This window comes from Pleurocapsa sp. PCC 7319, from assembly GCF_000332195.1.
GTDB lineage: Bacteria > Cyanobacteriota > Cyanobacteriia > Cyanobacteriales > Xenococcaceae > Waterburya.
In genome coordinates this window covers 5,549,788-5,573,472 of sequence record NZ_KB235922.1, presented here as the reverse complement: position 1 = coordinate 5,573,472, position 23,685 = coordinate 5,549,788, and the positions used below count along the sequence as shown (strand labels likewise).

At 38.6% G+C, this 23,685-nt stretch carries 22 protein-coding genes; 4 read left to right on the top strand and 18 right to left on the bottom strand.

The genetic code is table 11. The features are described 5' to 3' along the window. Positions 1-348 precede the first annotated feature (348 nt). The 3 genes from PLEUR7319_RS0129390 to PLEUR7319_RS0129380 all read left to right on the top strand — a co-directional run bounded on the left by PLEUR7319_RS0129390 (position 349) and on the right by PLEUR7319_RS0129380 (position 3,530). Entirely contained in the window at positions 349-1,671 is a 1,323-nt protein-coding gene (locus tag PLEUR7319_RS0129390; RefSeq protein WP_019508812.1) for an FAD-dependent oxidoreductase, read from the top strand. Between the two features lie 304 nt (positions 1,672-1,975). Continuing rightward, positions 1,976-2,410, top strand: a complete 435-nt coding sequence (locus PLEUR7319_RS0129385; RefSeq protein WP_019508811.1) for an NfeD family protein — start codon at positions 1,976-1,978, stop codon at positions 2,408-2,410. A 97-nt stretch (positions 2,411-2,507) separates the two neighbouring features. Next, entirely contained in the window at positions 2,508-3,530 is a 1,023-nt protein-coding gene (locus PLEUR7319_RS0129380) for an SPFH domain-containing protein (protein ID WP_019508810.1), read from the top strand. A 43-nt stretch (positions 3,531-3,573) separates the two neighbouring features. Here PLEUR7319_RS0129380 and PLEUR7319_RS0129375 read toward each other — a convergent pair whose 3' ends face one another. From PLEUR7319_RS0129375 to PLEUR7319_RS0129330, 10 genes are all read right to left on the bottom strand, one after another. Further along, positions 3,574-4,131, bottom strand: a complete 558-nt coding sequence (locus PLEUR7319_RS0129375) for an ABC transporter substrate-binding protein (protein ID WP_237743635.1) — start codon at positions 4,129-4,131, stop codon at positions 3,574-3,576. Continuing rightward, positions 4,115-5,533 (bottom strand): ABC transporter substrate-binding protein, encoded by a 1,419-nt coding sequence (locus PLEUR7319_RS0129370; protein WP_026102863.1) that lies wholly within the window; start codon positions 5,531-5,533, stop codon positions 4,115-4,117. The genes PLEUR7319_RS0129375 and PLEUR7319_RS0129370 overlap by 17 nt, the downstream gene beginning before the upstream one ends. A 103-nt stretch (positions 5,534-5,636) precedes the next feature. Further along, positions 5,637-7,031: an ABC transporter substrate-binding protein gene (locus PLEUR7319_RS0129365; RefSeq protein ID WP_019508807.1), complete on the bottom strand. Its 1,395-nt coding sequence runs from the start codon at positions 7,029-7,031 to the stop codon at positions 5,637-5,639. A gap of 7 nt (positions 7,032-7,038) precedes the next feature. Next, a complete protein-coding gene (locus tag PLEUR7319_RS0129360; protein ID WP_026102861.1) occupies positions 7,039-8,433 on the bottom strand; it encodes an ABC transporter substrate-binding protein in 1,395 nt (464 codons plus the stop codon). A 170-nt stretch (positions 8,434-8,603) separates the two neighbouring features. Then, positions 8,604-9,032 (bottom strand): pentapeptide repeat-containing protein, encoded by a 429-nt coding sequence (locus tag PLEUR7319_RS37125; RefSeq protein WP_019508805.1) that lies wholly within the window; start codon positions 9,030-9,032, stop codon positions 8,604-8,606. 38 nt (positions 9,033-9,070) lie between these two features. Beyond that, positions 9,071-9,244, bottom strand: coding sequence for a hypothetical protein (locus PLEUR7319_RS41015; protein ID WP_019508804.1), 174 nt, complete (start codon positions 9,242-9,244; stop codon positions 9,071-9,073). Positions 9,245-9,389: 145 nt separating this feature from the next. Next, positions 9,390-10,607, bottom strand: coding sequence for a NupC/NupG family nucleoside CNT transporter (locus PLEUR7319_RS0129345; RefSeq protein WP_019508803.1), 1,218 nt, complete (start codon positions 10,605-10,607; stop codon positions 9,390-9,392). 157 nt (positions 10,608-10,764) lie between these two features. Beyond that, positions 10,765-11,349: an N-acetyltransferase gene (locus PLEUR7319_RS0129340; protein ID WP_019508802.1), complete on the bottom strand. Its 585-nt coding sequence runs from the start codon at positions 11,347-11,349 to the stop codon at positions 10,765-10,767. A 365-nt stretch (positions 11,350-11,714) separates the two neighbouring features. Next, the gene (locus tag PLEUR7319_RS0129335; protein WP_019508801.1) at positions 11,715-12,698 is read right to left on the bottom strand and encodes an SDR family oxidoreductase; all 984 of its coding nucleotides are present in this window, start codon (positions 12,696-12,698) and stop codon (positions 11,715-11,717) included. Between the two features lie 100 nt (positions 12,699-12,798). Next, the gene (locus PLEUR7319_RS0129330) at positions 12,799-13,455 is read right to left on the bottom strand and encodes a HEAT repeat domain-containing protein (RefSeq protein ID WP_019508800.1); all 657 of its coding nucleotides are present in this window, start codon (positions 13,453-13,455) and stop codon (positions 12,799-12,801) included. 103 nt (positions 13,456-13,558) lie between these two features. Between PLEUR7319_RS0129330 and PLEUR7319_RS0129325 the strand changes: the two genes are divergently transcribed. Then, entirely contained in the window at positions 13,559-14,134 is a 576-nt protein-coding gene (locus PLEUR7319_RS0129325; RefSeq protein ID WP_019508799.1) for a hypothetical protein, read from the top strand. A gap of 47 nt (positions 14,135-14,181) precedes the next feature. Here the strand turns inward: PLEUR7319_RS0129325 and cobJ are convergent, their stop codons facing one another. The 8 genes from cobJ to psbB form a co-directional block, all read right to left on the bottom strand. Further along, entirely contained in the window at positions 14,182-16,101 is a 1,920-nt protein-coding gene (cobJ, locus tag PLEUR7319_RS0129320; protein WP_051044482.1) for a precorrin-3B C(17)-methyltransferase, read from the bottom strand. 119 nt (positions 16,102-16,220) lie between these two features. After that, positions 16,221-16,529 carry a hypothetical protein gene (locus tag PLEUR7319_RS38665; protein ID WP_019508797.1) on the bottom strand — a complete coding sequence of 103 codons (309 nt, stop codon included), beginning with the start codon at positions 16,527-16,529 and terminating at the stop codon, positions 16,221-16,223. A 672-nt stretch (positions 16,530-17,201) separates the two neighbouring features. Continuing rightward, positions 17,202-18,455 (bottom strand): methionine adenosyltransferase, encoded by a 1,254-nt coding sequence (metK, locus tag PLEUR7319_RS0129310; RefSeq protein WP_019508796.1) that lies wholly within the window; start codon positions 18,453-18,455, stop codon positions 17,202-17,204. 80 nt (positions 18,456-18,535) lie between these two features. Further along, a complete protein-coding gene (locus PLEUR7319_RS0129305) occupies positions 18,536-19,288 on the bottom strand; it encodes an HAD family hydrolase (RefSeq protein ID WP_019508795.1) in 753 nt (250 codons plus the stop codon). An 87-nt stretch (positions 19,289-19,375) separates the two neighbouring features. Further along, positions 19,376-20,602, bottom strand: a complete 1,227-nt coding sequence (locus tag PLEUR7319_RS37115) for a 30S ribosomal protein S1 (protein ID WP_019508794.1) — start codon at positions 20,600-20,602, stop codon at positions 19,376-19,378. A gap of 387 nt (positions 20,603-20,989) precedes the next feature. Further along, complete coding sequence (nrdR, locus tag PLEUR7319_RS0129295; RefSeq protein ID WP_019508793.1) at positions 20,990-21,520, bottom strand: transcriptional regulator NrdR; 531 nt, start codon at positions 21,518-21,520, stop codon at positions 20,990-20,992. Positions 21,521-21,690: 170 nt separating this feature from the next. After that, positions 21,691-21,786 (bottom strand): photosystem II reaction center protein T, encoded by a 96-nt coding sequence (locus tag PLEUR7319_RS37110; protein ID WP_036799200.1) that lies wholly within the window; start codon positions 21,784-21,786, stop codon positions 21,691-21,693. Between the two features lie 175 nt (positions 21,787-21,961). Beyond that, entirely contained in the window at positions 21,962-23,494 is a 1,533-nt protein-coding gene (gene psbB, locus PLEUR7319_RS0129285; RefSeq protein ID WP_026102860.1) for a photosystem II chlorophyll-binding protein CP47, read from the bottom strand. Positions 23,495-23,685 lie beyond the last annotated feature (191 nt).

Genomic DNA, 23,685 nt, shown 5'->3' with positions numbered 1-23,685 from the left:
TTTAAGTTTTTTAATTCACATTAGGCGTTTAGTACCAATTTCTTATCTAGAATCTTGGGGAATAACTGACAATTCATGGTGATGGGTGATTTATCTATAATAAGAACAACAGCAAAACCAACTAATTGATTGTTTACTTTAGCTGCCACCCAAAGTAAATCTTATTTCTCTATTTTTGTAAAAGTTGTAGAGGCCAAGGTGCTTAGTTAACTTTCAAAGCGTAATTAGTATCCTGAAATACTATGGCTGCTGAATTTTCTAGTTCGTTTAATGATGATAATTCAGCAAATCCCGCTAACCCAATTCGATATTTATCTCTTATAAATTAAATATTAACCAGTAAAAAATATGGAAAACACTTATGAAGTTGCTATAATCGGTGGCGGTGTTTGTGGAACAGCACTACTATATACTTTAAGCAACTATACTAATATTAATAATATTGTTTTAATTGAAAAAGAGTCTGATGTTGCTCTCATTAATTCTGCTAAACATAGTAATAGCCAAACTCTACATTTTGGTGACATTGAGACTAATTACACTTTGACTAAAGCGACCAAGGTTAATGCCGGAGCGAGCTTAGTCAAGAATTATTTGCTAAACAAGGATCAAAAGCAAGAGATTTATACCAAGTACCATAAAATGGTCTTGGGTGTAGGTAAAGAACAAGCTGAAAAACTCAGAGATAGATATCAAGAATTTAAACAACTTTTTCCAGATTTAAAAATACTTGATCGAGCTGAAATAGTAAAAAAAGAACCAAGAGTATTAGAAGCAAGAAGAACAGAAGAAGAAATTATCGCTCTATTTACTCATGAAGGTTATACAGTTGATTTCAAACTTCTGTCTGAATCTTTTTTAGACAATTCTCTTGATATTTCAGGAAAAGATATTAATTTGATGTTTGATACAAAAGTTACGAAGATAACGCGAGAGAACCACTCATATCACATAAAAACTAAACACAAAAGTATTCAGGCAAAGGTAGTGGCGATCGCGGCTGGCGCACACAGTTTATTATTTGCTAAATCTTTAGGTTACGGGTTGGATTATGCTTTACTTAGCGTGGCAGGAAGTTTTTATTTTGCGCCACAGTTGTTAAATGGCAAGGTGTACACGGTGCAGCGTCAAAAATTACCATTTGCTGCCATACATGGCGATCCAGAAGTGCATGATAAGGCGATCGCCCGTTTTGGTCCAACTGCCAAAGTTTTACCAATGCTAGAACGTCATAAGTATTCTAGTATCATCGAATATTTTCAAACTGCCGGGTTAAGTTTGAAAGCAGTGAGTAGCTTTCTTAAAATCCTCTCTGACCCGATCATTTTTAAATATATTGCGCTTAATTTTGTTTATGATTTTCCTATTATTGGTAAGCGATTATTTATCAAAGAAGTGAGAAAAATAATACCCTCAATTAAGTTGGAGGATCTTACCTATGCCAGAGGCTATGGTGGGGTTAGACCACAAATTGTCAATCTGAATACCAAAGCTTTAGAAATGGGAGAAGCGAAAATTTTGGGGGATCAAATTATCTTTAATATCACTCCATCTCCTGGAGCATCTACTTGTTTACAGAATGCCCTAGAAGATACAGAAAGAATCATTGATTTTCTAGACCATAATTATCAGTTTGATCGTGAGCGGTTTATGGCCGATCTGAGTGACTGAGGGAAAATGTTAGTTGAACTATAAAAGTAGTTATAAAACTATAGCGTTTCTTGTATTAATGAGATATACCTTGGTGGAGTTGGGGAACAGGGAACAGGGAACAGGGGTTTTAAGGTTTTTGACTAAGTTTATATTTGTACCTCACCGATTTGAGAAAGGCCACATCAAACAATGTGTTTCTTTGATGAATTATATGTATCTTGAGACGCAGAATAGCTACAATTATTATATTCTCCTGAATAATTATTAAACAAATCGATATTTATGATTTTTAAATTTTCCCAAGATAAATAATCAATTGCTTATGGTTAATCCCACTCTTTTCTGGATAATTGCAGGAAGTATTCTCTGTTTAATGGAATTTGTTTTCCCTACAGCATTTGTTAGTTTTATGATGGGTGTTGCAGCTTTTCTAGTGGCAGCAGTATCTCTAGTTTTGCCACAATATACGGTATTGATGGGTTTGTGGTTGGTTTTTTCTACTGGATTAATTATTCTTTCTCGTCGTTTCTTTACACCCAAGCGCAGAATATCAATTACAGGAGATGATGTAGAAGCCACGGCCATTGGTGGTATTCCAGCAGGAAGTACAGGTAGGGTTCTATATGAAGGTAATTCTTGGCGAGCTAAATGTGCTGATGAATCTAGAGATATTGCCCCTAATGAAGCTGTTTATGTAGTTCGTAAGCAAGGAAATACCTTAATTGTGCTACCCAACCAAATGTTGGATCAAGATTAAGTACAGTATTGTAAATTAATTCAATATCTTGGGAGAAAAGTTATAACTAAAGCAATATTTAAATTTTTAATTTAGATTTAACTTGGAGAAATAAATTATGGGTCAATTTTTAACTTTAGTTTTAATTGCGTTTTTTGGTTCTGGACTTGCAGGTTCAGTCAAAATTGTTAAAGAAAAAGAAGAATATCTAATTGAAAGTTTAGGTAGCTATAGAAAGAAACTAGAACCAGGGCTAAACTTTGTCACTCCTTTTATCGATAAAGTAGTTTACAAGGATACAGTCAAAGAAAAAGTTTTAGATGTTCCTGCCCAATCTTGTATTACTCGCGACAACGTTAGTATCACGGTTGATGCAGTAGTTTACTGGCGCATCATGGATATGTATAAAGCTTTTTACAAAGTAGAAAGTCTGCGTGATGCGATGGTGAATATGGTCTTAACTCAAATTCGCTCAGAAATGGGGAAATTGGAGCTAGATCAAACTTTTACCGCCCGTACTGAAATCAACGAAATTTTATTGAGGGAGCTAGATATTGCCACCGATCCTTGGGGTGTCAAAGTAACTAGGGTAGAACTGAGAGATATTATGCCCTCAAAAGCTGTGCAGGATTCGATGGAATTACAGATGGCAGCGGAAAGGCAAAAACGGGCTAATATTTTAACTTCGGAAGGACATCGCGATTCAGCCATCAACTCGGCTCAAGGGGATGCTCAAGCTAAATTATTAGAAGCTGAAGCCGACAAAAAAGCTTCAATTCTGAGAGCTGAAGCCGAACAGCAAGCAATCATACTCAAAGCAGAAGGCGAACGCCAAGAACAAATCCTCAAAGCCGAAGCTACTGCCGAAGCGATGAAAATTGTAATGGATAAGCTAAAACATGATCCCAATGCTCGCGAAGCTTTACAGTTTCTTTTGGCACAAAACTATTTAGAAATGGGTAAAGAAATTGGTAATAGCGATAGTAGTAAGGTGATGTTTATGGACCCTCGCAGTATGATTTCCACTATCGAAGGAGTACAGTCAGTAATTTCCCAAAATGTTAATCGCAATGGTAATCAACAACCATTTAATCCTGTGCAATTAGATCTCGAAAAAATTGAGCGCGATATTAATCGTTAACTTCTTATTTCTTACTTAGGTCTAACTCTACCAGTTAACCACACTATTTATCCCCACCATCCCATTGATTAAAAATCTCTTTGATTTTGCTAATGGCTTCGTCTGCTGCTTGTTCGGGAGATAGATTGTCAATCGCTATTCGATTGAGAGCTTGACCCCAAATATTTTCTTGTAAAACTATTGAGTAAGCAGGATTTTGAGCTATGTAAAAAGGACGAGTTGGTTCTGTGGTTAATATCTTCGCAGCATGAGCCAGATGAGGATTTTTGGGATTAGTCCAGTATGGATCTTGCCATACTGATTTATGGACTGGTAAATTGCGATCGCCTGAAGCTTTTAGATAACTAGCAATAATTTCGGGTTGAGTTAAATAAGAGAGAAAGTCTTTTGCTAATTGCTGTCGGGGAGAATCGGCAAATACTACCGCCTGAGTCACTGTAACTAAATGGCTCATGGGCTTGCCATTGGGCTTAAGAGGAAAATCTAAAATTCCCAAGCGATCGCGATAGGTTTCTGCATCTTGACGCACAGTACCAGGAATCGATAGGGATGGATTAGGAGTCATCAAGAGCGATCGATCAGGTCTACCTCCATTCTTCAAAAATCTCTCTAATCCTTTCTATAGCTTCGTCTGCTGCTATTTCGGGATTGATTTGTTCAACAGTTACTTGAGTCAGAGCTTGACCCCAGATATTTTCTGCCAAAACTTGGCTATAAGCTGGATGAGAAACGATATAAGATAAACGTGTATGTCCTGCGGTTAATATTTTGGTAGCAGTAGCAATATAGGGATCTGAAGTATCTTGCCAAAAAGGGTCAGACAAGATAGCGGTTTGTACTGGCTGATACCTATTTCCAGTGGCTTTAAGAAAACTGATGGTAACTTCTGGCTGGATTAAATAACGTAAAAAGTCTTTGGCTAAAAATTTGTGAGTTGAATTTTTAAAAATAACTGCTTGTCTCACAAAAATTAAATAGCGCATTGGTTCCCCACTAGGTTTATGAGGGAATTCAAGGATTCCCAGTTGATTGTAATAAGTTTCCGGATCTTGACGCACAGTTGCAGGAATAGACAAAGTGTTGTTGGGGGTCATCAACACCAATTTGTTAAGTAAATTGCGGTTATTATCAATATTCGACCATTTCGCTGCATCTGGTGGAATACAACCTAGCTTATACAGTTGAACATACCAATTGAGACAGTCAATAATTCCCTGACGCACTTTTGGGTTATCCAGATCTAACTTCTCTTGCTCATTAAATAAATCAACATCATATGCTTCTAAAACTTGCTCGAAGAGATTATGAGTATCGTTTGTACTTTTATTATCGGAAAGGGTTAATCCCAAACCGAAAATTTCTTGATTTTGCTCTGTTTTGAGTTTTTCCTGCGCTTGCAGCCAAAACTGCCAAAAACCATCCCAATCTTGGGGAATATCTCTCGAGTCTAAACTAACTGAAGCTAATAGCTTCTGCCAGTAATAAATAAACATCGTAGCTTGATCGAGAGGAACTCCATAATAGCTACGTTTATTCTCACTAGCATTGTAATAGGTAATTGCTCTCAGAGTGTTATCGGAATAAGCATCTTTTATTGGCTCGATAATATCGGCAACATCCTCTAGTTCTCCTTGCCAAGCTAAACGCGGATAGAGAATCCTCTCTGCTTTTAGGTTCATCATTATGTCTGGAGTATGTCCCACTTTAACCGCTCTTTCTACTTTGGCTGTCAACTCGTCAAGAGTAAAAAAAGACAACTTAGCTTTGTTGCCAGTTTGTTCTTGCCAGTTATTGACTACAGTCCTAAGAGCTTCATCTTCTTCGAGATTAAAACCCTGTTCCCACCAGATATTAAGTTCAGTTGTTTCTTGTGCTGATTTAGTAGTTACAGAAGAATTGTTTTGAAGAAAATTCGAGCAAGCTATGGAGATAAAAATAATCGCGATCGCTATAACGAGCGACCAATATCTCACTTTGAAGCGTAAACGAAAGTTGCTCCCCATACTAAAAAGCAATTAGCAATTAAGTTGTCAGGACATCCTTAAATCTCGCATAGCTTAAACTTTAATCGGGAAAAACTAGGGAAGTTTTGCCGATAATTTGAATTTATTTCCAGGCAGCAAAAATTTCTTTGATTTGGGAAATTGCTTCATCTCCTGCTTGCTCAGGCGATATTTTATCTACAGCTATGCGATTAAGAGCTTGACCCCAAATGCCTTCTTTTAAGACCAAACTATAAGCAGGATTTAAAGATGTATAAGAAAGTCTAGTTTGTTGATTAAGAAAAGGTTGTGCTGCTGTGGAAATATGAGGGTCGGAAGGATCTGTCCAAAATGGGTCTGACCATGATTTATTATTAACAGGAAAAAAACGACCTCCTGCAGCCTTGAGATAATCTCCAATAATTTCGGGTTGAATTAAATAGGAGAGAAACTCTTTAGCTAATTTCTGATTTGGTGCATCAGCCAAAATAATTGCTTGTCTAACCAAAGCTATATATTTCATTGGCTCACCACTTGGTTTATTGGGATATGGGGCTGTTACCAATTTATTTTTATATTCATCTGAATCTCTGCCAAGAGCTGCCGGAATAGACAGGGAATTATTCGGAGTCATGGCTACTTGGTAGTTTAAAAGGCTGCGATTATTGTCTGGGTTCAGCCATCTCACTGCCTCTGGTGGAACATACCCCTGAAGGTAAAATCCAGCATACCAATCTAAACAATTAACGATTCCCTGGCGTATTTCAGGAAGATCGACTTGTAAATTGCCGTTAGAATCAACTGTAACAACGTCATAGGCTTCTAAAATTTGCTCAAAAATTTCATAAGTATCAACTGCTGCCTCACACAAAGGTAAACCAATTCCATAGATTGTTTCTTTTTGTTTAGCTTGTAGAGCTATTTGCGCTTGTTGCCAAAACTGCCAAAAACCGTTCCAATCTTGAGGGATATCTTGCTCGTTTTTTCCGATCTTTAGTAGCAAATCTCGCCAATAAAATATGTGGGGTATGCTCACGTGAATCGGTACAGCATAGTAACCTTGTTTTTGGGCAACATTGTTATACAGACTAACGCTGGATAACATGGTGTCATCAAGTAAGCTCTTTGCCGGTTCGATGACTTCAGACACATCAGCTAGTTGTCCCGACCATGCTAGAGAGCCTATAGTGCGATCGCCACCATCATTCATCAAAATATCTGGAGGATTACCAGCCTGAATTGCTCTCTGAGTCTTTTGTGACAGTTCATCATTAGTATAAAAACCTAGTTGAACCTGATTACCAGTTTGCTGTTCCCACTGACTGACAACTGCGCGTAGTGCTTCATCTTCTTCGGGATAGTAGCCTTTATCCCACCAGATTTGTAAAACGTTTTCTTGATTTGGCGATCGCGACTTAGTACCCGGAGTATGTTGTAGTTGAGTGTCGGAATTACAAGCAACAGTCAGCAAGAAAATGGCGATCGCCAGAGTAAAATACTTAACTAGTTTTATAATCATCGTTTCTCTATTTCCAGGCAGCAAAAATTTCTTTGATTCTGGTTATAGCTTCATCAGCTGCCTGTTCTGGAGTCAAGCCATTGAGCGCAATTTTTTCCAAACTCTGACCCCAGACATTTTCTTTAAGTACAACGCTATAAGCTGGGCTATTAGAAGGATAAATAGAGCGAATTTGGCTTTTGGTTAGAGTTTTAGTTACCTCAGAAGTATGAGGATCTTTGGGGTTGGTCCAATATGAATCTTGGTAAGCACTTGTGTGAGCAGGGGAATGTCTTCCTGACTCTTTGAGAAAACTATTGATAACTTTTGGCTGGACTAGATAAGCAAGGAAGTCTTTGGCTAATTGTGGATGTTCTGCATCATTAAAAATTACGGCTTGTTCTACCAAAAATATATGTTGCATTGGTTCGCCGTTAGGTTTATTTGGTAATTCGACAATACCCAATTTACTACTATAAGCATTTGGATCGTGACGTAATGCAGCAGGAATAGAGAGGGTCGCATTAGTTGTCATCAAGATTTCGCGATTAAGAAATAAGCGATTGTTATCGGAATTAGTCCAATCTAATGCTTCTTGAGGTGTATATCCCTGCAAATAAAACTGAGTATACCAATCTAAACAGTTGATAATTCCTTGACGCACTTGAGGACTATCAACTAATAAATTACCCTCGGAGTCGACAATTTTGACATTATAGGCTTCCAAAATATGCTCAAAAGCCTGATAGGTATCTCCTGCTTCCGTAGACATGGGTAAGCCGATGGGGAAAATATCTTGTTGATGTTTAGTTTTTAAATCTTCTCCAATGTCCAGCCAAAATTGCCAAAAATCATCCCAATCTTGAGGAATATCTGCTTCGGTACGACCGGTTTTTTCGACTAAATCTTTCCAGTAGTAGATATGCAGTGCGGCTCGATGAATGGGAACTGCATAATAACTATGCTTTTGAGCAACATTATTGTAGTAATAGGCTGTTTCTAAAGCTTGAGGATTGTAGACTTCTTTGACCGGCTCAATGATATCACTAACATCTATTAATTTGTTCTCCCATGCCAAACTAGGATTAAGAGTACTTTCTGCTTTAAAACTCATAAAGATATCGGGAGAAACTCCTCCTTGAAGATATCTTTTTGGCTTATTGGTGCGATCGTCTAAAGTATAAAAATGAATTTGTACTTTATTACCAGTCTCTTGCTCCCAGTTTTTAACTAGTTTTTGTAGTGCTTCATCTTCTTCTGGATTAAAACCTTTGTCCCACCAAAGTTTTAGAACCTTTTCCTGGTTTGGGTTGACTGTTTTATTAACTTGGGTCGTTATTAAATTGGTATCAGAATTACAAGCAACAGCTAGTATTAAAGTAGCGATCGCCAGAGCCAAATAACTTAGCGATTTTTTGATCATGAGTACTCGAACTTATAAAAAATGAAATTATTAAAGTTGATTTTGCTAATTTTGGTCTTCAGTATTGATTCAATTATTATGAAAATTATCAGCCCAAAAAGCTCTAAAAAGTCTGTTAGTGTTGAATTCTAATCTTTTTATGTTGTTGTTGCTCGTAATTCTAGTAATTATTAATAATTAAAGCTATTAAAAGTAATTTTCAGCCTGCGTCGAATAATCGTCCTCTCTGGCATGATTGTTCCATTGGGTATAATTGCACCACTTAAATCTGCTCCAGCTAGGCTGACACCCCGTAAATCTGCTCCTAGTAAGTTAGCACCAGTTAGTTCTGCACCTCGTAAATCGGCACCAAATAAGTTAGCACCACACAAATTAGCTTGGTATAAATTGGCAGCAGTTAGATCGGTACGAGATAAATCGGTTTCGATGAGGTTGGCAGCAGCCAAATCGATGCCTTCTAGTATTGAAATACTAAGATCTGCATGACTCAGATCGATTCCACTTAAATCTTCCCAACTAAGGTCGCGATCGCGGCATTTTATGTTGATGAAGTTGCGCCTACCAGTGGCATATTGTTGCAATAATTCTGTACTCTCCATATTGTCGTTCCTCGTGCACTTAAGTGATGAAAATCAAATTAAATATTGGCAACAAAAACTGTTCCCTTAGCAGTACCATCAGTTTTCCAACGTTGTTTCCCCTGAATACCTAAATCGACGACGAAATAGAAGATGCCTTCAACCTTTAGACTATTAAAATTCTGCAAAGCTAAATTGAGTTGACTTATTTGATTAGTCTGAGAAAAATTCATGATCTTGCTCTGTTGATACTTGTATGTAAACTAAATAACAATCGAGAATAACTAGAGATGAATTTGATCCTTGACATCCTCATCAACCTAAAAACTGATCGAGATTCTGAATCAGCAAGTAGAAATTACTAAATTGCCCAGAAGTTTAAATCAAAATTCCCGCTATACAAGCTGTCATAAAACAAGCAATGGAACCAGCAACCAATGCACTAATACTTAATTGAGCTAAATCTTGTTGACGAGAAGGGGCGATCGCACTGATGCCGCCGATCTGGATACCAATCGAGCCGAGATTAGAAAAACCACAAAGGGCATAAGTAGCAATAATTTTGGCTCGTTCAGAAATAGCTGGCGATTCTTCAGAAATTAATTCTTTTAAATCTAGATATGCTAAAAATTCGTTGAGAATCAGTTTCTTGCCTAACAAAACAGCTATTTGGTGACAGTCAGCTAAAGGAGTACCCATCAACCAAGCTATGGGATACATGGCATAAGAAAAAATCCACTCTAATGATAAAAAGGGAATTCCCGTGAGATTGCCAACAAATGCTAATAGGGAATTTACCAGAGCTGTTAAGCCCAAAAAAGCAATTAACATCGCTCCTACATTGAGAGCTAATTTTAATCCTTCAATTGTGCCCGTAGCGATCGCATCAATGCCATTTACGTAGTTTGATTGAGGTAGAGTATTAATCCTGTTTTGAGTCTGGGGTTTTTCGGTTTCTGGATAAAGAAGTTTAGAGACAGCTAAAGCTGCGGGGGCAGACATCACAGAAGCAGAGAGTAGATGTTCTGCGGGAATGCCAAAAGCAATATATGCTGCCATAACTCCACCGGCGATGGTGGCAAATCCCCCCGTCATCACTGAATGTAGTTCAGACTTAGTTAACTGGGATAGATAGGGTTTAATCATTAAGGGAGCTTCGGTTTGTCCCACAAAAATATTAGCAGCACAACTCAATGATTCTGCCCCTGAGGTTTTCATGGTTCGCATCATTATCCAGCCCATCATTGCCACAATGCGAGGCAAAATATTGTAATGATAGAGCAAAGAAATAAATGCCGAAAAAAAGATAATCGTCGGCAAAATTTTAAAGGCAATGAAATGCTCTTCAAAGCCATCACCAAATACTAACTTGGCACCTTGATCGGAAAAGTCTAAAAACTGACTGATGAGCGAACCCAGAAATTGAAAAACGGTTAAACCAATTTCACTTTTAAGTATCAGGACTCCTAAAATCAACTGTAAAGCAACTCCCCAAAGTACTGTCTGCCAGGGAATCAATCGTCGATTTTGAGAAAATAGATAGCCAATTCCAATGAAGACAATTAACCCAAACAGTGAAATCAAATGATAAACCATACTCAGCGATCGCAATTTTTAACCAGTTTTGTCCAGAACATTAATCTACAGCAGCAGAACTAGCTTTAGAAATTTAATTGAGTATCCTAAATTATTTCTAACTATGGCTTATGTATCTAATACATCAGGCGATCGCCGCATATTTCAATTAAGTAATTTATTGTGGATAGCGCAACATGGGGAAAATAGTTGGCGACTGTCCAACTTGAATCTGATCGATAATTTCAAACCCATGTTGTTCGTAAAACTTATTGTTGGCAGGATTAGAGGATTCCAGATAAGCAATTTGATGATCGCGATCGCAAATGGTTAGCACCTGTTTAATTAACGCTGAACCATATCCCTTTTTCTGTTGAGTTGATTCTACACCCAAGATTCCTAAATACCAATGAGGATCGCGGGGATGAAAATGGCTCGTCTTTTCTAGTAAACTAGATATTTCATCTTGCTGCGACTGAGATACTGTTTGCAGGATAACTTCTATTAATAAATCTGTGTCCGGCTCAATCTGAGGAGGAAACCACACAGCTGCGCCAGAATAATTTTCGGCGTAGTAAATAGTTTGAGAGTTGAATGCCCGACTACCAAAAGTGCTTACGAAATCTGGAAAACTTTTTAAATATTGATGGGCTGAAGGATACATCCAGCGAACTAAAGGATCAGTACTAAAAGCCAGTACAATCGAATCAATTATTGGTTCTACATCTTGTTGGGTAGCTTTCCTAACAGTTAACGCAGTCATAATGTACCTCGTTTGTATCTATGACTAGATCCTAAAAATGAATCGTGAAAAACTAGAGATAAATGACTTATAGACACTTTGCAGGCTCGTAGATCTTCAAGAAGCTAACAAACCATATCTTAAAAACGTTTAACATGAACAAAGCTTATTCATATTAAACGTTTTTACCGTCGCTCTGGGTTTAAAGCTTCTTCCTTTTAGGAAGACTTTTCGTTAGCTTTTAGCTTTTAGCTTTAGATTGCTACCTGCGTAGCTAAGTAATCTAGCTGCTCAACGGCAAAAACCGAAGGTAGCTAATGGCTAATGGCTAATAGCTAGAATCACCGACCTTTCAAGGCGGTGAGCAGTCAAACTCTAATACCTATTTAGAATTGGTTACGATAAGGTATTTTACCTTTCTTTTTCTTCTTGCCTTTGTTTTTCTCGTAATCGATTTCCTTGAGTTTTTTCATGATCCGACTAAAATACTCCTCCATATATTCTTCGAGAGTAGTAGTTTCTTGAGGATCTAGACCAAAAGTTTCATATACTTCTTCCATTGGGGCATCTAAGGGTTGACCACTAGCTAATACTTCGGCAAAAGTCAGACGATCTGCCGTATTTTGTCCCCATTCACAGAAACGAGTAATACGGCGCATTAAACCCAACACGGTCAAAGAGACGCGAGATATTCTAGCAGTTTTACCCGACAAATTTTCGCAGAGGTTCATAATCTCATAAGCACCCCAAGCTTTTGTTCCCACAACTGGAAAAGTTTTCTTTTCAGTAGCAGGTACTGTCAAAGCCCGAACAGCGAATTTAGCGATGTCTTGAGTATTCATATAGGCAATAGGAGTAGTTTCTCCTGTTATCCAGACGACTTGCTCTTCAAGGATGGGAATTGCATACTGGGCAATCAAGCCTTGCATAAAGCCGCCGAGTTGCAGAACTGTGTAATTTAAACCAGATTCAGCCAAAAATAGTTCAGTACAACGCTTAATATCCATTAGAGGGACTTCTGGATGTTTTTCGGCATTCAAAATTGAGAAAAAGATATATCTGTCAACTCCCGCAGCTTTTGTAGCTTGAATCAAATTTACTTTTCCTTCCCAATCTACTTCCCTGACACTAAGATTATCGGTAATTCTGGCGGTAGCAGCATCTATAACAGCATCTACACCCTCTAAAGCTCTAGGAAGAGTTGATTTGTCACATAAATCACCTTTAATTAATTCTGCACCCCATTCTTTGAGGAAAGTCGCTTTGTTAGGGTTGCGGACTAAACAAAGTACTTCATGATTTTCGTCTAAAGCCTGGCGTGCTACCTGTCTACCTAACGTGCCAGTCGCACCCACTACCAATAATTTCATTTAAGGAATTTTGTAATATTTTTTAATGTTTCTCTAATAATATTATCAAAGAGTCTTTTGTTTGTTCATATTAATTGTAGAAAGGTTAGCTAATCGAATCTTAGACCAGACTTTCGAGAACTGCTCCCACTACTCGATGGTCTTGATCTGCCTTAAGCTTATTTAATGCAGTAATGGCATCAGGATGATTATATTTGCCTAGTGATTTGGCAACTTGAACTCTGATACGCCAAGATCGATCTTCTACTAAAGATAAAAGCGATTTTAATCCTTCTTCCTGTAATTCTGTTTTTGCTAAAAGACCTAGACAACTAATACAAGATTCTTTGACGGGCAAATCATCGCCTCTTAAACCAATAGCACAGACTTCCCAGAGTTCTTGAGGGCAATCTAAATCTGCTAAAGCGGCAATAATACTACGACGTACTAACCAATGATCGTCTTGCTCATACATTTGTCTGAGATGAGCAATAGCTTTTGCTCCAAAAAAGGATAAGGAATTGGCTGCTTCTGCCCTTACATTGGGATCGCTATCGAACTCCATCATTGTGAGTAATCCAGCAAAAGACTGGGAATTTCGTTTTTTGCCCAATCCCATTGCCACAAAAGAACGCACTAAAAATTCTCGATCATCGACATGGGCTAAAAGTAGTGGAGTAGCAATATCTACTTCGTAATGACGTAATTCTCTAATTCCTTTCATTCTCTGTTGCGGATCGGAATCTTCTAAAGCATTTTTGATTTGATCGATATCCATGAGCTGAAAATTAAATTACAACTTTACTTTACTTTACATTTTGGCTAACGATCAGCAGTCTTGAGGAAGATATATAGTTAAGTCCTTATCTTTTAGAATTAAAATGCTCAGTGAACAAGTCAAAGAATTAATTAAAAAGTCCCGTATTGTTAGCTTTGATAATTGGCAAGATTATCCACCAGAAGTAATTAAAATTTTTCAGCAAGCAGATGATGAGGGACGGTATCTGACAGATGAGGATATTAAACAGATAAAAACTTTGGTTCCTGGCTTATCTGACGGTTTGGCTCAGGGAAAAGTTTTACGAGATCATGTTGTGGACATCGTTTCCCAAGCAAGAGAAGTGGTTCTAGCTGCCAATCCGCAGATTACTGAACCTGGAGGAGGTCTGTATCCTCCGAGCCGAGCTGAGGCTTGTTGGCGCGACTTTTGGCATTTTATGCGCTGTATTAGCTATGGCATTAGCGGTCAGTCAGTAGATTATACTAGCGATCGCGGTTTAGGCTATATGGAACAACTTTATCAAGAACTAGCAGTTCCGTTAGACGCGATGGTTTTAGGTTTGGAACAATTAAAACTTTTTAGTCTGCAAAAATTTCCAGCAGATCGACAAAGTGACTTGGAACCATATTTTGAACGCTTAATTAATTCGATGCGCAATTTTGCTCCTACTGCTTAATTTCTGTAAGAAGTGACCAATAAAACTCATATTCATACATAAATATTTCATTCTGCATCGTTTTTCTGGTCAAAATATCCCCTAGGAGTAATCATCCAATTGGCATAGTTGCGGGTGTTAGTGTTGCCGATAATTACCGTAGTTAACATATCTATAGGCTGGTCTAACATTTTATCTAGAGTAGTGAGAATGACTTGTTCATCCTCGCGATAGGCTCCATGAACGATCGCTACTGGAGTATCTGGCTGACGATGCTGAGAAAATATTTCTTGAGCGATAATTATTTGTTGCTGGCGTTTTTGCGATCGCGGATTATAAAGAGCAGTAATAAAATCGCCACTGGCTGCTGCCGTTAATCGTTTTTCAATCACCTCCCAAGAGGTTAATAAATCACTCAGACTTATGGCGCAAAAGTCATGCATTAAAGGTGCACCGACTCGAGAAGCTGCTGATTGAAGGGCTGAGATACCAGGAAAAACTTGTACTTGGGGGGTCTTACCTTGCCATCCTGTTGCCTGTAATTCTTCTAATACTAAGCCTGCCATCCCATAAATACCACAGTCTCCAGAGGAAACTACTGCTACAGTTAAACCCCACTGGGCTAGTTCTATGGCTCGTTGAGCCCTTTGTTGCTCTTGGGTGATGGGGGAAGATTCAATTATTTGTCCTGGTCGATGTAATGATTTGATTAGATCGGTATATAGACTGTAACCGATTACAACATCTGCTTGGACAATAGCCGTTTGGGCAGCAGGGGTAATTTGTCCTAAGTTCCCAGGACCGATACCGACCAAGTATAACTTACCTGTCCGACCAATATACTCTAGATTAGATTGGGAAACTGCTACTGTCACAGCTCCTGGTTGACTGTCGGATTTAAATATTTGTTTTGATACTAGTAAAATATCTCCTACCAGAATGGCAGCAGCTTCCGCAACACTGGGTGTTCCAACTTCTTGGGCAACTACTTTTGATGGAGTGGGCACTTCAACTTGATTTAATTGGCTAGCATCAAAAGTTTTAAAAGCTAAATTACGGCGACGACATACTTCCAGAATTCCTGTTTCGTCAGCTTTGAGATCGATACTGGCAATTCCGGCGATCGCTTCAATAGACAAATGATAAGTTCTACAAGTTTCATCTATGGCTGTCTCAATTAACTGTCTGGATGTTCCTCGTTCGCAACCAACCCCTATCCATAATACTTTGGGATGCCATTGTACCTCAGGAAAATCTGAGCGAGGTGCAAATTTTTTTTTCGTATGGCTAATCCAAATTCGAGCTTGGGGACTAACATTTTTTAGTTGAGAGTCATTTGTTAACTGGTTTTCAGCAGCAGTACTTTTGGTTAAAGTTCGTTGCGATTCAGAACAGTTGAAATTAAATGGATGTTTTTCAGGTAGATGTTCTTGCCATAAAGTTGAACCAGATTCTTGAATTACCTGGACAGATTCTTGTCTAGCGATCGCTGACATTACTCCTAACCAATCACCCGAACCTTTGCGCCAACCATAAGTAAATCCCAAAACATCAATAGCAGGTAATGATAAGTTATGAGATGCTCCCGTAATAATTGCGGTTGCGCCAATTTGACTAGCTACTAACTGAGCAAGTAAATCAGCTTTACCCTGATGTCCACTACAAAGGCTAATTACATAGTCACCTTGAGCATCAATTACCACTACAGCAGGGTCTTGCGACTTATTTTGCAGCAGGGGTGCAATCAACCTCACTACTGCACCTGTAGCTAGACAAAAGATCAAAGCTCGATTTTTTGTCCAAATAGATTCTAGATGTTGTTTAAGTGAACTGTCGTAGTGTTGAGAATTTTCTTGCTGCTCTACCGAGGAAGGCAACCATAATTGAATCTCAGCGTTTTGAGATAGAGGCTTAAGAACTTGCGCTGCTTGGGTATGAGTTGCGATCGCTGCAAGAGGAGAAAACTGGTTAAAACAAGAATTATCCAAAATGCTGCTTTCCTTAGGGTGAACCAATAAGTATAAACACTATAACAATCTTGCTAATTGAGCAAATGAATCTACTCCAACTTGCAGATTTTATTCAAGAGCTATATTCAACTCTAAAATTAACGACTTCCCCCACCAACTCTAAGGAGAAACAAGGAGGATTTAACTTGTCGTAAATAGCTTTCATTCTGAGCAGTTTTAGGCTCAAGTTTTCCTTGAGAAATTGCACCATCAACTAATGTCGTGGCATCAATTTTACCCAAATGAACTGCTTGTAGAAAAGTGGCATAACCAGGAATTCCTTCACTAGCTAGGCGACCCTGATAACCTTGAAACACAAGATTGGAAGGGGTTACTTCAGTTGCTATTCCTGGGGCAGCAAGTAGAACTAATAAAGATGTAAAACTACCAAATAAAACTTTTTTCATGACTCTACTATTTTAAATTTTATATATAGTTAATGCTATAAACTAATAATCCAAGAAAAAAGATGAGCAACTAGATTGAAATATAATTTGCTATATTTCTCAATATATTAGTTGGCATTATCTAAGTTTTTCTGATTTAAAAATTATCATTAATATTCAGGTAAATCTAGCCTGAATATTAAAATTAGTCATAAATTCACTGATTATTATCTATTTGGTAAATTATTTATTTCAATTTGTTTTAGAAGTCAAATCATCTTTACTTTAAATTAATCAATTAAATTACTAAGTAGGTGGGTGTAATTAAATAATAAAATGCCTACGGCAGGGGAATAGGGAACAGGGAATAGGGAATAGAGAAACAGCTTAATAGTATGGGTTTATAAATTATTCTGCTTACCTACTTAACTTGGATACAATTGAACGAGAAAAAATAGATAAGATATCACAATACTTCTAGCAAATTTAATTTTCCTAATTCTCCCAAGAAACAGATTAATTTTCAATTTAAACGTTTTAACAAAGCTAACGGCTAAGAGCTAATAGCTAACCGAAAAGCGGTTTAATCCTAACCTTTAACTTAGATGATTTTTTAAACAGTTACTTATAAGAAAGGAGTCTAGTGTTACTAAACTCCCACCAATAATTAATATGCTTAATTCTCTGATAGTCTTAAGCAGCAGTAGTTGATAATGTAGCTTCTTTTAGCTGTTGGGCTTTGTCAGTTTTTTCCCAAGGCAAATCTAAATCGGTTCTGCCGAAGTGTCCGTATGCAGCTACATCCTGATAAAAACGACCGCTTCTTTCTTGAGGTAAATTCCTTAGATTGAGAGTCTGGATAATACCCGCGGGACGCAATTCAAAGTATTGCTGAACTAGTTCTAACAACTTTTCTTCGGCAATCTTAGCAGTGTTAAAAGTTTCTACAAAAATACTCACTGGTTTTGCCACACCAATGGCATAACTAACTTGTACTTCACATTTATCTGCTAATCCAGCTGCTACTATATTGTTAGCAACATAACGGCAGGCATATGAGGCACTACGATCTACTTTAGTGGGATCTTTTCCAGAAAAAGCACCACCACCATGACGTGAATAACCACCATAAGTATCAACAATAATTTTGCGACCCGTCAGACCAGAATCACCTTGAGGACCACCAACTACAAACTTACCTGTAGGATTCACGAGAAAACGTGTTTTATCATCAGGTTTTAACTCTAAATCAGCAAATATTGGTTGAACTACTGCTGACCAGAGATCGTCTTTGATTTTTTTCTGCACAGAACTACCTTCAGATAGATCGCCGATGGTTTCAGTATGCTGAGTAGAGATTAAAATAGTGTCAATTCCCACAGGTTTGCCATCTTCATATTGAACCGAAACCTGAGTTTTACCATCAGGACGAAGATAGTCTAAATTTCCTTGCTTACGTACAAATGCCAAACGACGAGACATACGGTGAGCCAAACTAATGGGCATGGGCATCAATTCAGGAGTTTCATTGCAAGCAAACCCGAACATAATTCCCTGATCGCCAGCCCCAATTTGATCTAGCTCATGATCGCTCATATTTTCCCGTTGCTCTTGAGCAGAGGTTACTCCCTGAGAAATATCTGGGGATTGTTCATCTAGAGCAATTAATATAGAACAACTATTAGCCGAGAACCCATTTTCTGCATGAGTATAGCCAATTTCAGCAATTTTTTCTCTGACTAAATCTACATAATTGACCTGAGCTTTAGTAGTAATTTCTCCCGTGACTAAAACTAAGCCGGTATTTACTACCACCTCTGCCGCAACGCGACTTAAAGGGTCTTGGGATAATAAAGCATCTAAAATAGTGTCGGAAATTTGATCACAAATTTTATCGGGATGACCTTCTGTGACTGATTCGGAGGTAAATAAGTAGTTGCGAGACAATTCAGTATAACCCTCTATGAAATGTTATGATGATGCTGGAGTTGATCCCAACATCCGAGATTAAGCTACATAATACAGTTTTAATTTGAGGATGACAAAGTTTGAATTTCTGAAAGATTAGAAATTTGAATATTTGCTTGAGATAATTCCAGATTTCCGTGACGACAAACCGCGATCGTCCCGGCGGCATTTGCCGATATCCCCAAAGCAATGTCTACTTGAGAATCTCCAACCATAAGGGTTTGACTAGGACTAACCTCTAGTGCTTGGCAAGCTTCTATAAACAGTCTGGGATCTGGCTTAGTAATTTCATCGTCTACTCCCATATTTAGCTTGATGTAGTCCTCAAGCTGATGATTGACTACAAAGTTTGTCACTTCCTCCGTTGAATCTGCAGATAGAATTCCCAATTTTAAACCTTTACTAGCTAAAAATTCAAGTGTTGCTCTCACTTCAGGAAATAATGGGGCAGATTCAGGATTTTTAATCAAATATTTGGATTCTGATACTTCTCTAAACGCCTCTTGAGCAATTTGTTTCGCCTCGAACCAGCTTCGTCCTGTCTCAGCAATGTAAGCTGCGGCCGCAATTTCATTTTCCTGTCGGCTACCAACTGCTAACAAACCTGTAGGATCTAAGGCATTGTCCTGAATGCCAAATGACATCAGCAAAGGCTCTCCCACCCCTGGAATCTGAGCATCAATTATACGGGCTCTTCTAATACCTACTTCTCGCCAAAAAACTAAAGAATTTTCTAAAGTACCATCTTTATCAAAAATAATGGCAGATATGTCTTCAAATTTTAGATCTTGGCAAGCGATCGCGATCGACAAGGGCTTTCTCCTATGATAAACAGTTAATAAAAAAGAGAGGAAAATAATCCTCTCTAAATACTATTTTGCAACTAATCACAATAAAACTTATTCTTCTGCCGCAGCACCTACCATCTCTCCTTCAGAATCTTCGGTAGAATCCACTGCTACTGTTTCCTCTGTAGTTTCGTCTACTGTTTCCTCTGTAGTTTCGTCTACTGTTTCCTCTGTAGTTTCGTCTACTGTTTCCTCTGTAGTTTCGTCTACTGTTTCCTCTGTAGTTTCGTCTACTGTTTCCTCTGTAGTTTCGTCTACTGTTTCCTCTACATCTTCTGTATCTGTAGTCTCATTTACTACTGTCTCCTCGGCATCTTCTGCTACAACAGGCTCTTCCGATGCTGAGGGAATCTCTTCTTCTAGAGTAATTCCTTCCGCTTCAGCCAATAGTTTCTGGCGATACTTTTCAGCCATTTCTTCGGCTTTTTCAAATACTATCTCTCTATTTTTGAGCATATCACCAGGTTCTGGCTCTAGCTGCTTAGTGGAAAGAGATATACGACCTCTTTCGGCATCTAGGTCGATAATCATTACTTTTAGCTCATCATTCACACCAAATACGCTGTGGGGAGTATCGATATGATCGTGAGATATCTCGGAAATATGAAGTAATCCGCTAACCCCACCAATGTCAATAAATGCACCATAAGGCTTGATACCACGCACAGAACCTTTGACGACCTGACCTACTTCTAAGCCATTCATCTTACGCTCTACTAAGGCTCGACGATGACTAAGAACTAATCGATTACGTTCTTCATCTACTTCTAAAAATTTGAGTGGTAAATCTTCCCCTACTAAATCTTCTTTGGTTTCCCTCGCGCTGATGTGAGAACCAGGAATAAAGCCTCTTAACCCTTCAATTCTAACTAACGCACCACCACGATTAGTGGCAAATACATTGGAGCGCACCGTGGCATCTTCTTGCTGTAGTTGTCTAACCCGTTCCCAGGCACGCATATACTCAATACGTCTTATAGAAAGGGTTAGCTGTCCATCTTCATTTTCATCAGTTAAAATGAAAAACTCTCTGGTTTCATCTGCTTGAAGTACTTCGCTAGGGTTGTCAACGCGGTTAATTGACATTTCCTGAATCGGAATATAAGCAGCTGTTTTAGCACCAATGTCAATCAGAGCTCCCCTTGGTTCCATACTAAAAACTGTTCCCGCTACTATATCCCCAGGACTGAAGTGATAGTCATATTTATCAAGGAGAGCTGCGAAATCTTCGTGAGTGAAACCAATATCTTGAGTACTGTTTGCTTGCTGATTGACCATATGGGTTAGATGTCCTTGTTGTATTTTCTTATATTTTTGATTGATGAGCCTCCTGCTTGATGTACACTCACCTGATTATTGTGCAGCCTACACCTACATTCACTTAGTTTTCAGATACCGAAAATGAATTTAAGGTATGACCTTTAAAAAGTAGTTGCAAATGAAATACATTTGCTTGTCGGCAAGATGGCATTATATCATTCTAACTTTTTATTGGGTTAACTGTAACTTTTTTTTATGATTCTTGGTTGCTTTTGGTACCGAAAAAGTCGCCTAAAAAATTGAGTTTAGTTGGTATTTTATCGTGATGTTTGTTTTACTGATGTCATTACTGTTTCGCCACTTACAGACTATCGTATTACCACCTAAAAAACTAGCTGCTCAATTCTATGAAATACAGTCAATAATCTGAGGAGATGAAGTTGGGTTTTCCCCATCTTGCCAGATTAAATCTTGCGCTTGAGAATTTTCACTTTGAAGTAGATTTAAAGTTTCAATAAAGTCTTTAATTCCCTGAAATTTTCGGTAAACTGAAGCGAAGCGAATGTAAGCCACTTCATTCTCGTGACGCAAGTTGTTCAAAACCAGTTCTCCGATGTCCCTGCTGTGGAACTCTTTACCTGAATTTTGTTGGAGTTTAGCTTCAATGTCATCAACAATTGTTTCAATTTTTTGATATGATACTGTGGTCTTTTCACAAGCTCGTACTATTCCTCGAATAAGCTTAGAACGGTCAAAAGACTCTCTACTACTATCTCTCTTGATTACTGTAATGGGAACAAACTCAATTCTCTCGTAGGTGGTAAAACGTTGTTTACAGTTGAGACACTCTCTACGACGACGAATACTCTGCCCACTTTCTGTAGAACGAGACTCTAAAACTCGACTTTCTGTGTGCTGGCAATTCGGACAATGCATGAATCTAATAATTAATGTTTGTGATCAATGGGCTACATGATAATCAATATAAACGACAAATCTGAGCCATTTCCCATATCATAATCTGTCTTGTAACAGACTATGAGGGAAAAAGACTCAGAAAAGAAAAAATCTTCAAAATGCTTAACTCTAAGCTACTTAAAATTTAATTACTTTTCAATACGGGGAGGTTCACGGAAGGCGATCGCAAAAAAGAGAACTGCGAGTGCCATAGTCAAAACTAAAATGTATGCAACAGCTTCCATATTTAAATTCCTAAAATGCCTTTACTTGTTATTCTACCAACAAAATTACTATTCTTCAGAATTCTCTCAACTGATTAAAATCTTAGCCAGAAGGAAGATGATAAAAAATAAAAACTATTATACATTTACCATCTTCCCTCTTCAAATTATGCTTTAAAACAGCTTAGAGAAATTTCTAGGCTTCTTGTTGGGAACGAGTAGATTTATCACCCACTTTTTGATAGAAGCCCCATTCTACTTGCTCCTCTTCTAGTTCAGGGTCAACACCAGCAAATACATCTCTGTACAAAGTACGAGAACCATGCCAAATATGACCAAAGAAGAATAATAGAGCGAAACAAGCGTGACCGAAAGTGAACCAACCTCGAGGACTAGTACGGAATACACCGTCAGAGTCTAAAGTTTCTGTGTCAAACGAGAAAGCTTCACCTAGTTGCGCTTTACGAGCATATTTTTTGACAGTTGGTGCATCGTTAAATGTCTGACCATCTAAAGCACCACCATAGAAGCTGACGTTAACTCCACTTTGTTCTACACTCAGTTTAGATTCTGCACGACGGAAAGGTATATCGGCTCTGACAACTCCATCTGCATCTGTCAAAATAACAGGGAAGGTTTCAAAGAAGTTAGGCATACGACGAGCCTCCAGTTCACGACCTTCACTATCAGTGAATACAGCGTGTCCTAACCACTCTTGGGCAATACCATCACCACTATCCATTGCGCCGGTACGGAATAAACCTCCCTTAGCGGGACTATTTCCTACATAGTCGTAGAAGGCAAGTTTCTCAGGAATTCTTGACCAAGCTTCGGAGCGAGTTAAGCCATCATCCATGCTGGTTTCAACACGTCGTTCCATTTCCTGTTTAAAGTACCCCGAATCCCACTGATAACGAGTAGGTCCAAACAATTCGATAGGAGTAGTGGCATTACCGTACCACATAGTTCCTGTCACCACGAATGCCGCGAAGAATACTGCCGCAATACTACTGGAGAGAACTGTTTCAATATTACCCATCCTGAGAGCCTTATATAGTCTTTCTGGAGGACGAACACTGAGATGAAATAAACCAGCAATAATTCCGACCACACCAGCAGCAATGTGGTGCGCTACAACACCGCCAGGGTTAAAGGGATTAAACCCTGATGGACCCCATTCAGGAGCCACTGGTTGGACATGACCAGTCACACCAAATGCGTCTGATACCCACATTCCTGGTCCCCACAAACCTGTGAGGTGAAATGCTCCAAAACCGAAACAAAGAAGACCAGACAAGAACAAATGAATACCAAACATTTTGGGTAAATCCAAAGCTGTCTGACCAGTACGAGGATCTACAAATAAATCTAGATCCCAGTACACCCAATGCCAAACTGCTGCCAAGAACAGCAACCCGGATAATACGATATGCGCGATCGCAACACCTTCAAAAGACCAAAAACCGGGATTTAGTCCAGTTTCACCAGTAACACTCCAGCCACCCCAAGATGTATCTACACCTAAACGAGCCATAAAAGGCAAGACGAACATACCCTGCCGCCACATGGGGTTAAGTACAGAATCGCTGGGATCAAAAGTTGCCAACTCAAATAGAGCCATAGACCCCGCCCACCCTGCTACTAAAGCGGTGTGCATTAGATGAACTGATATAAGCCTTCCTGGGTCATTCAGGACGACTGTGTGAACTCGATACCAAGGTAGTCCCATAGACTACGCTCCTCCTATTCATTAAATAATTTGTCTAGTTGAACCAGATATTTCTGGCTTACGCAAATGCTATAGGTTTAATTAGAGCATCAACGTTGACTGTTATTTTGTAATCTGTATTTATGCCTCAAACCTTGTGGTTGACCAGGAAATCCTGAAACTAACCAACAAAAAAATGAGCTTATTCAAGC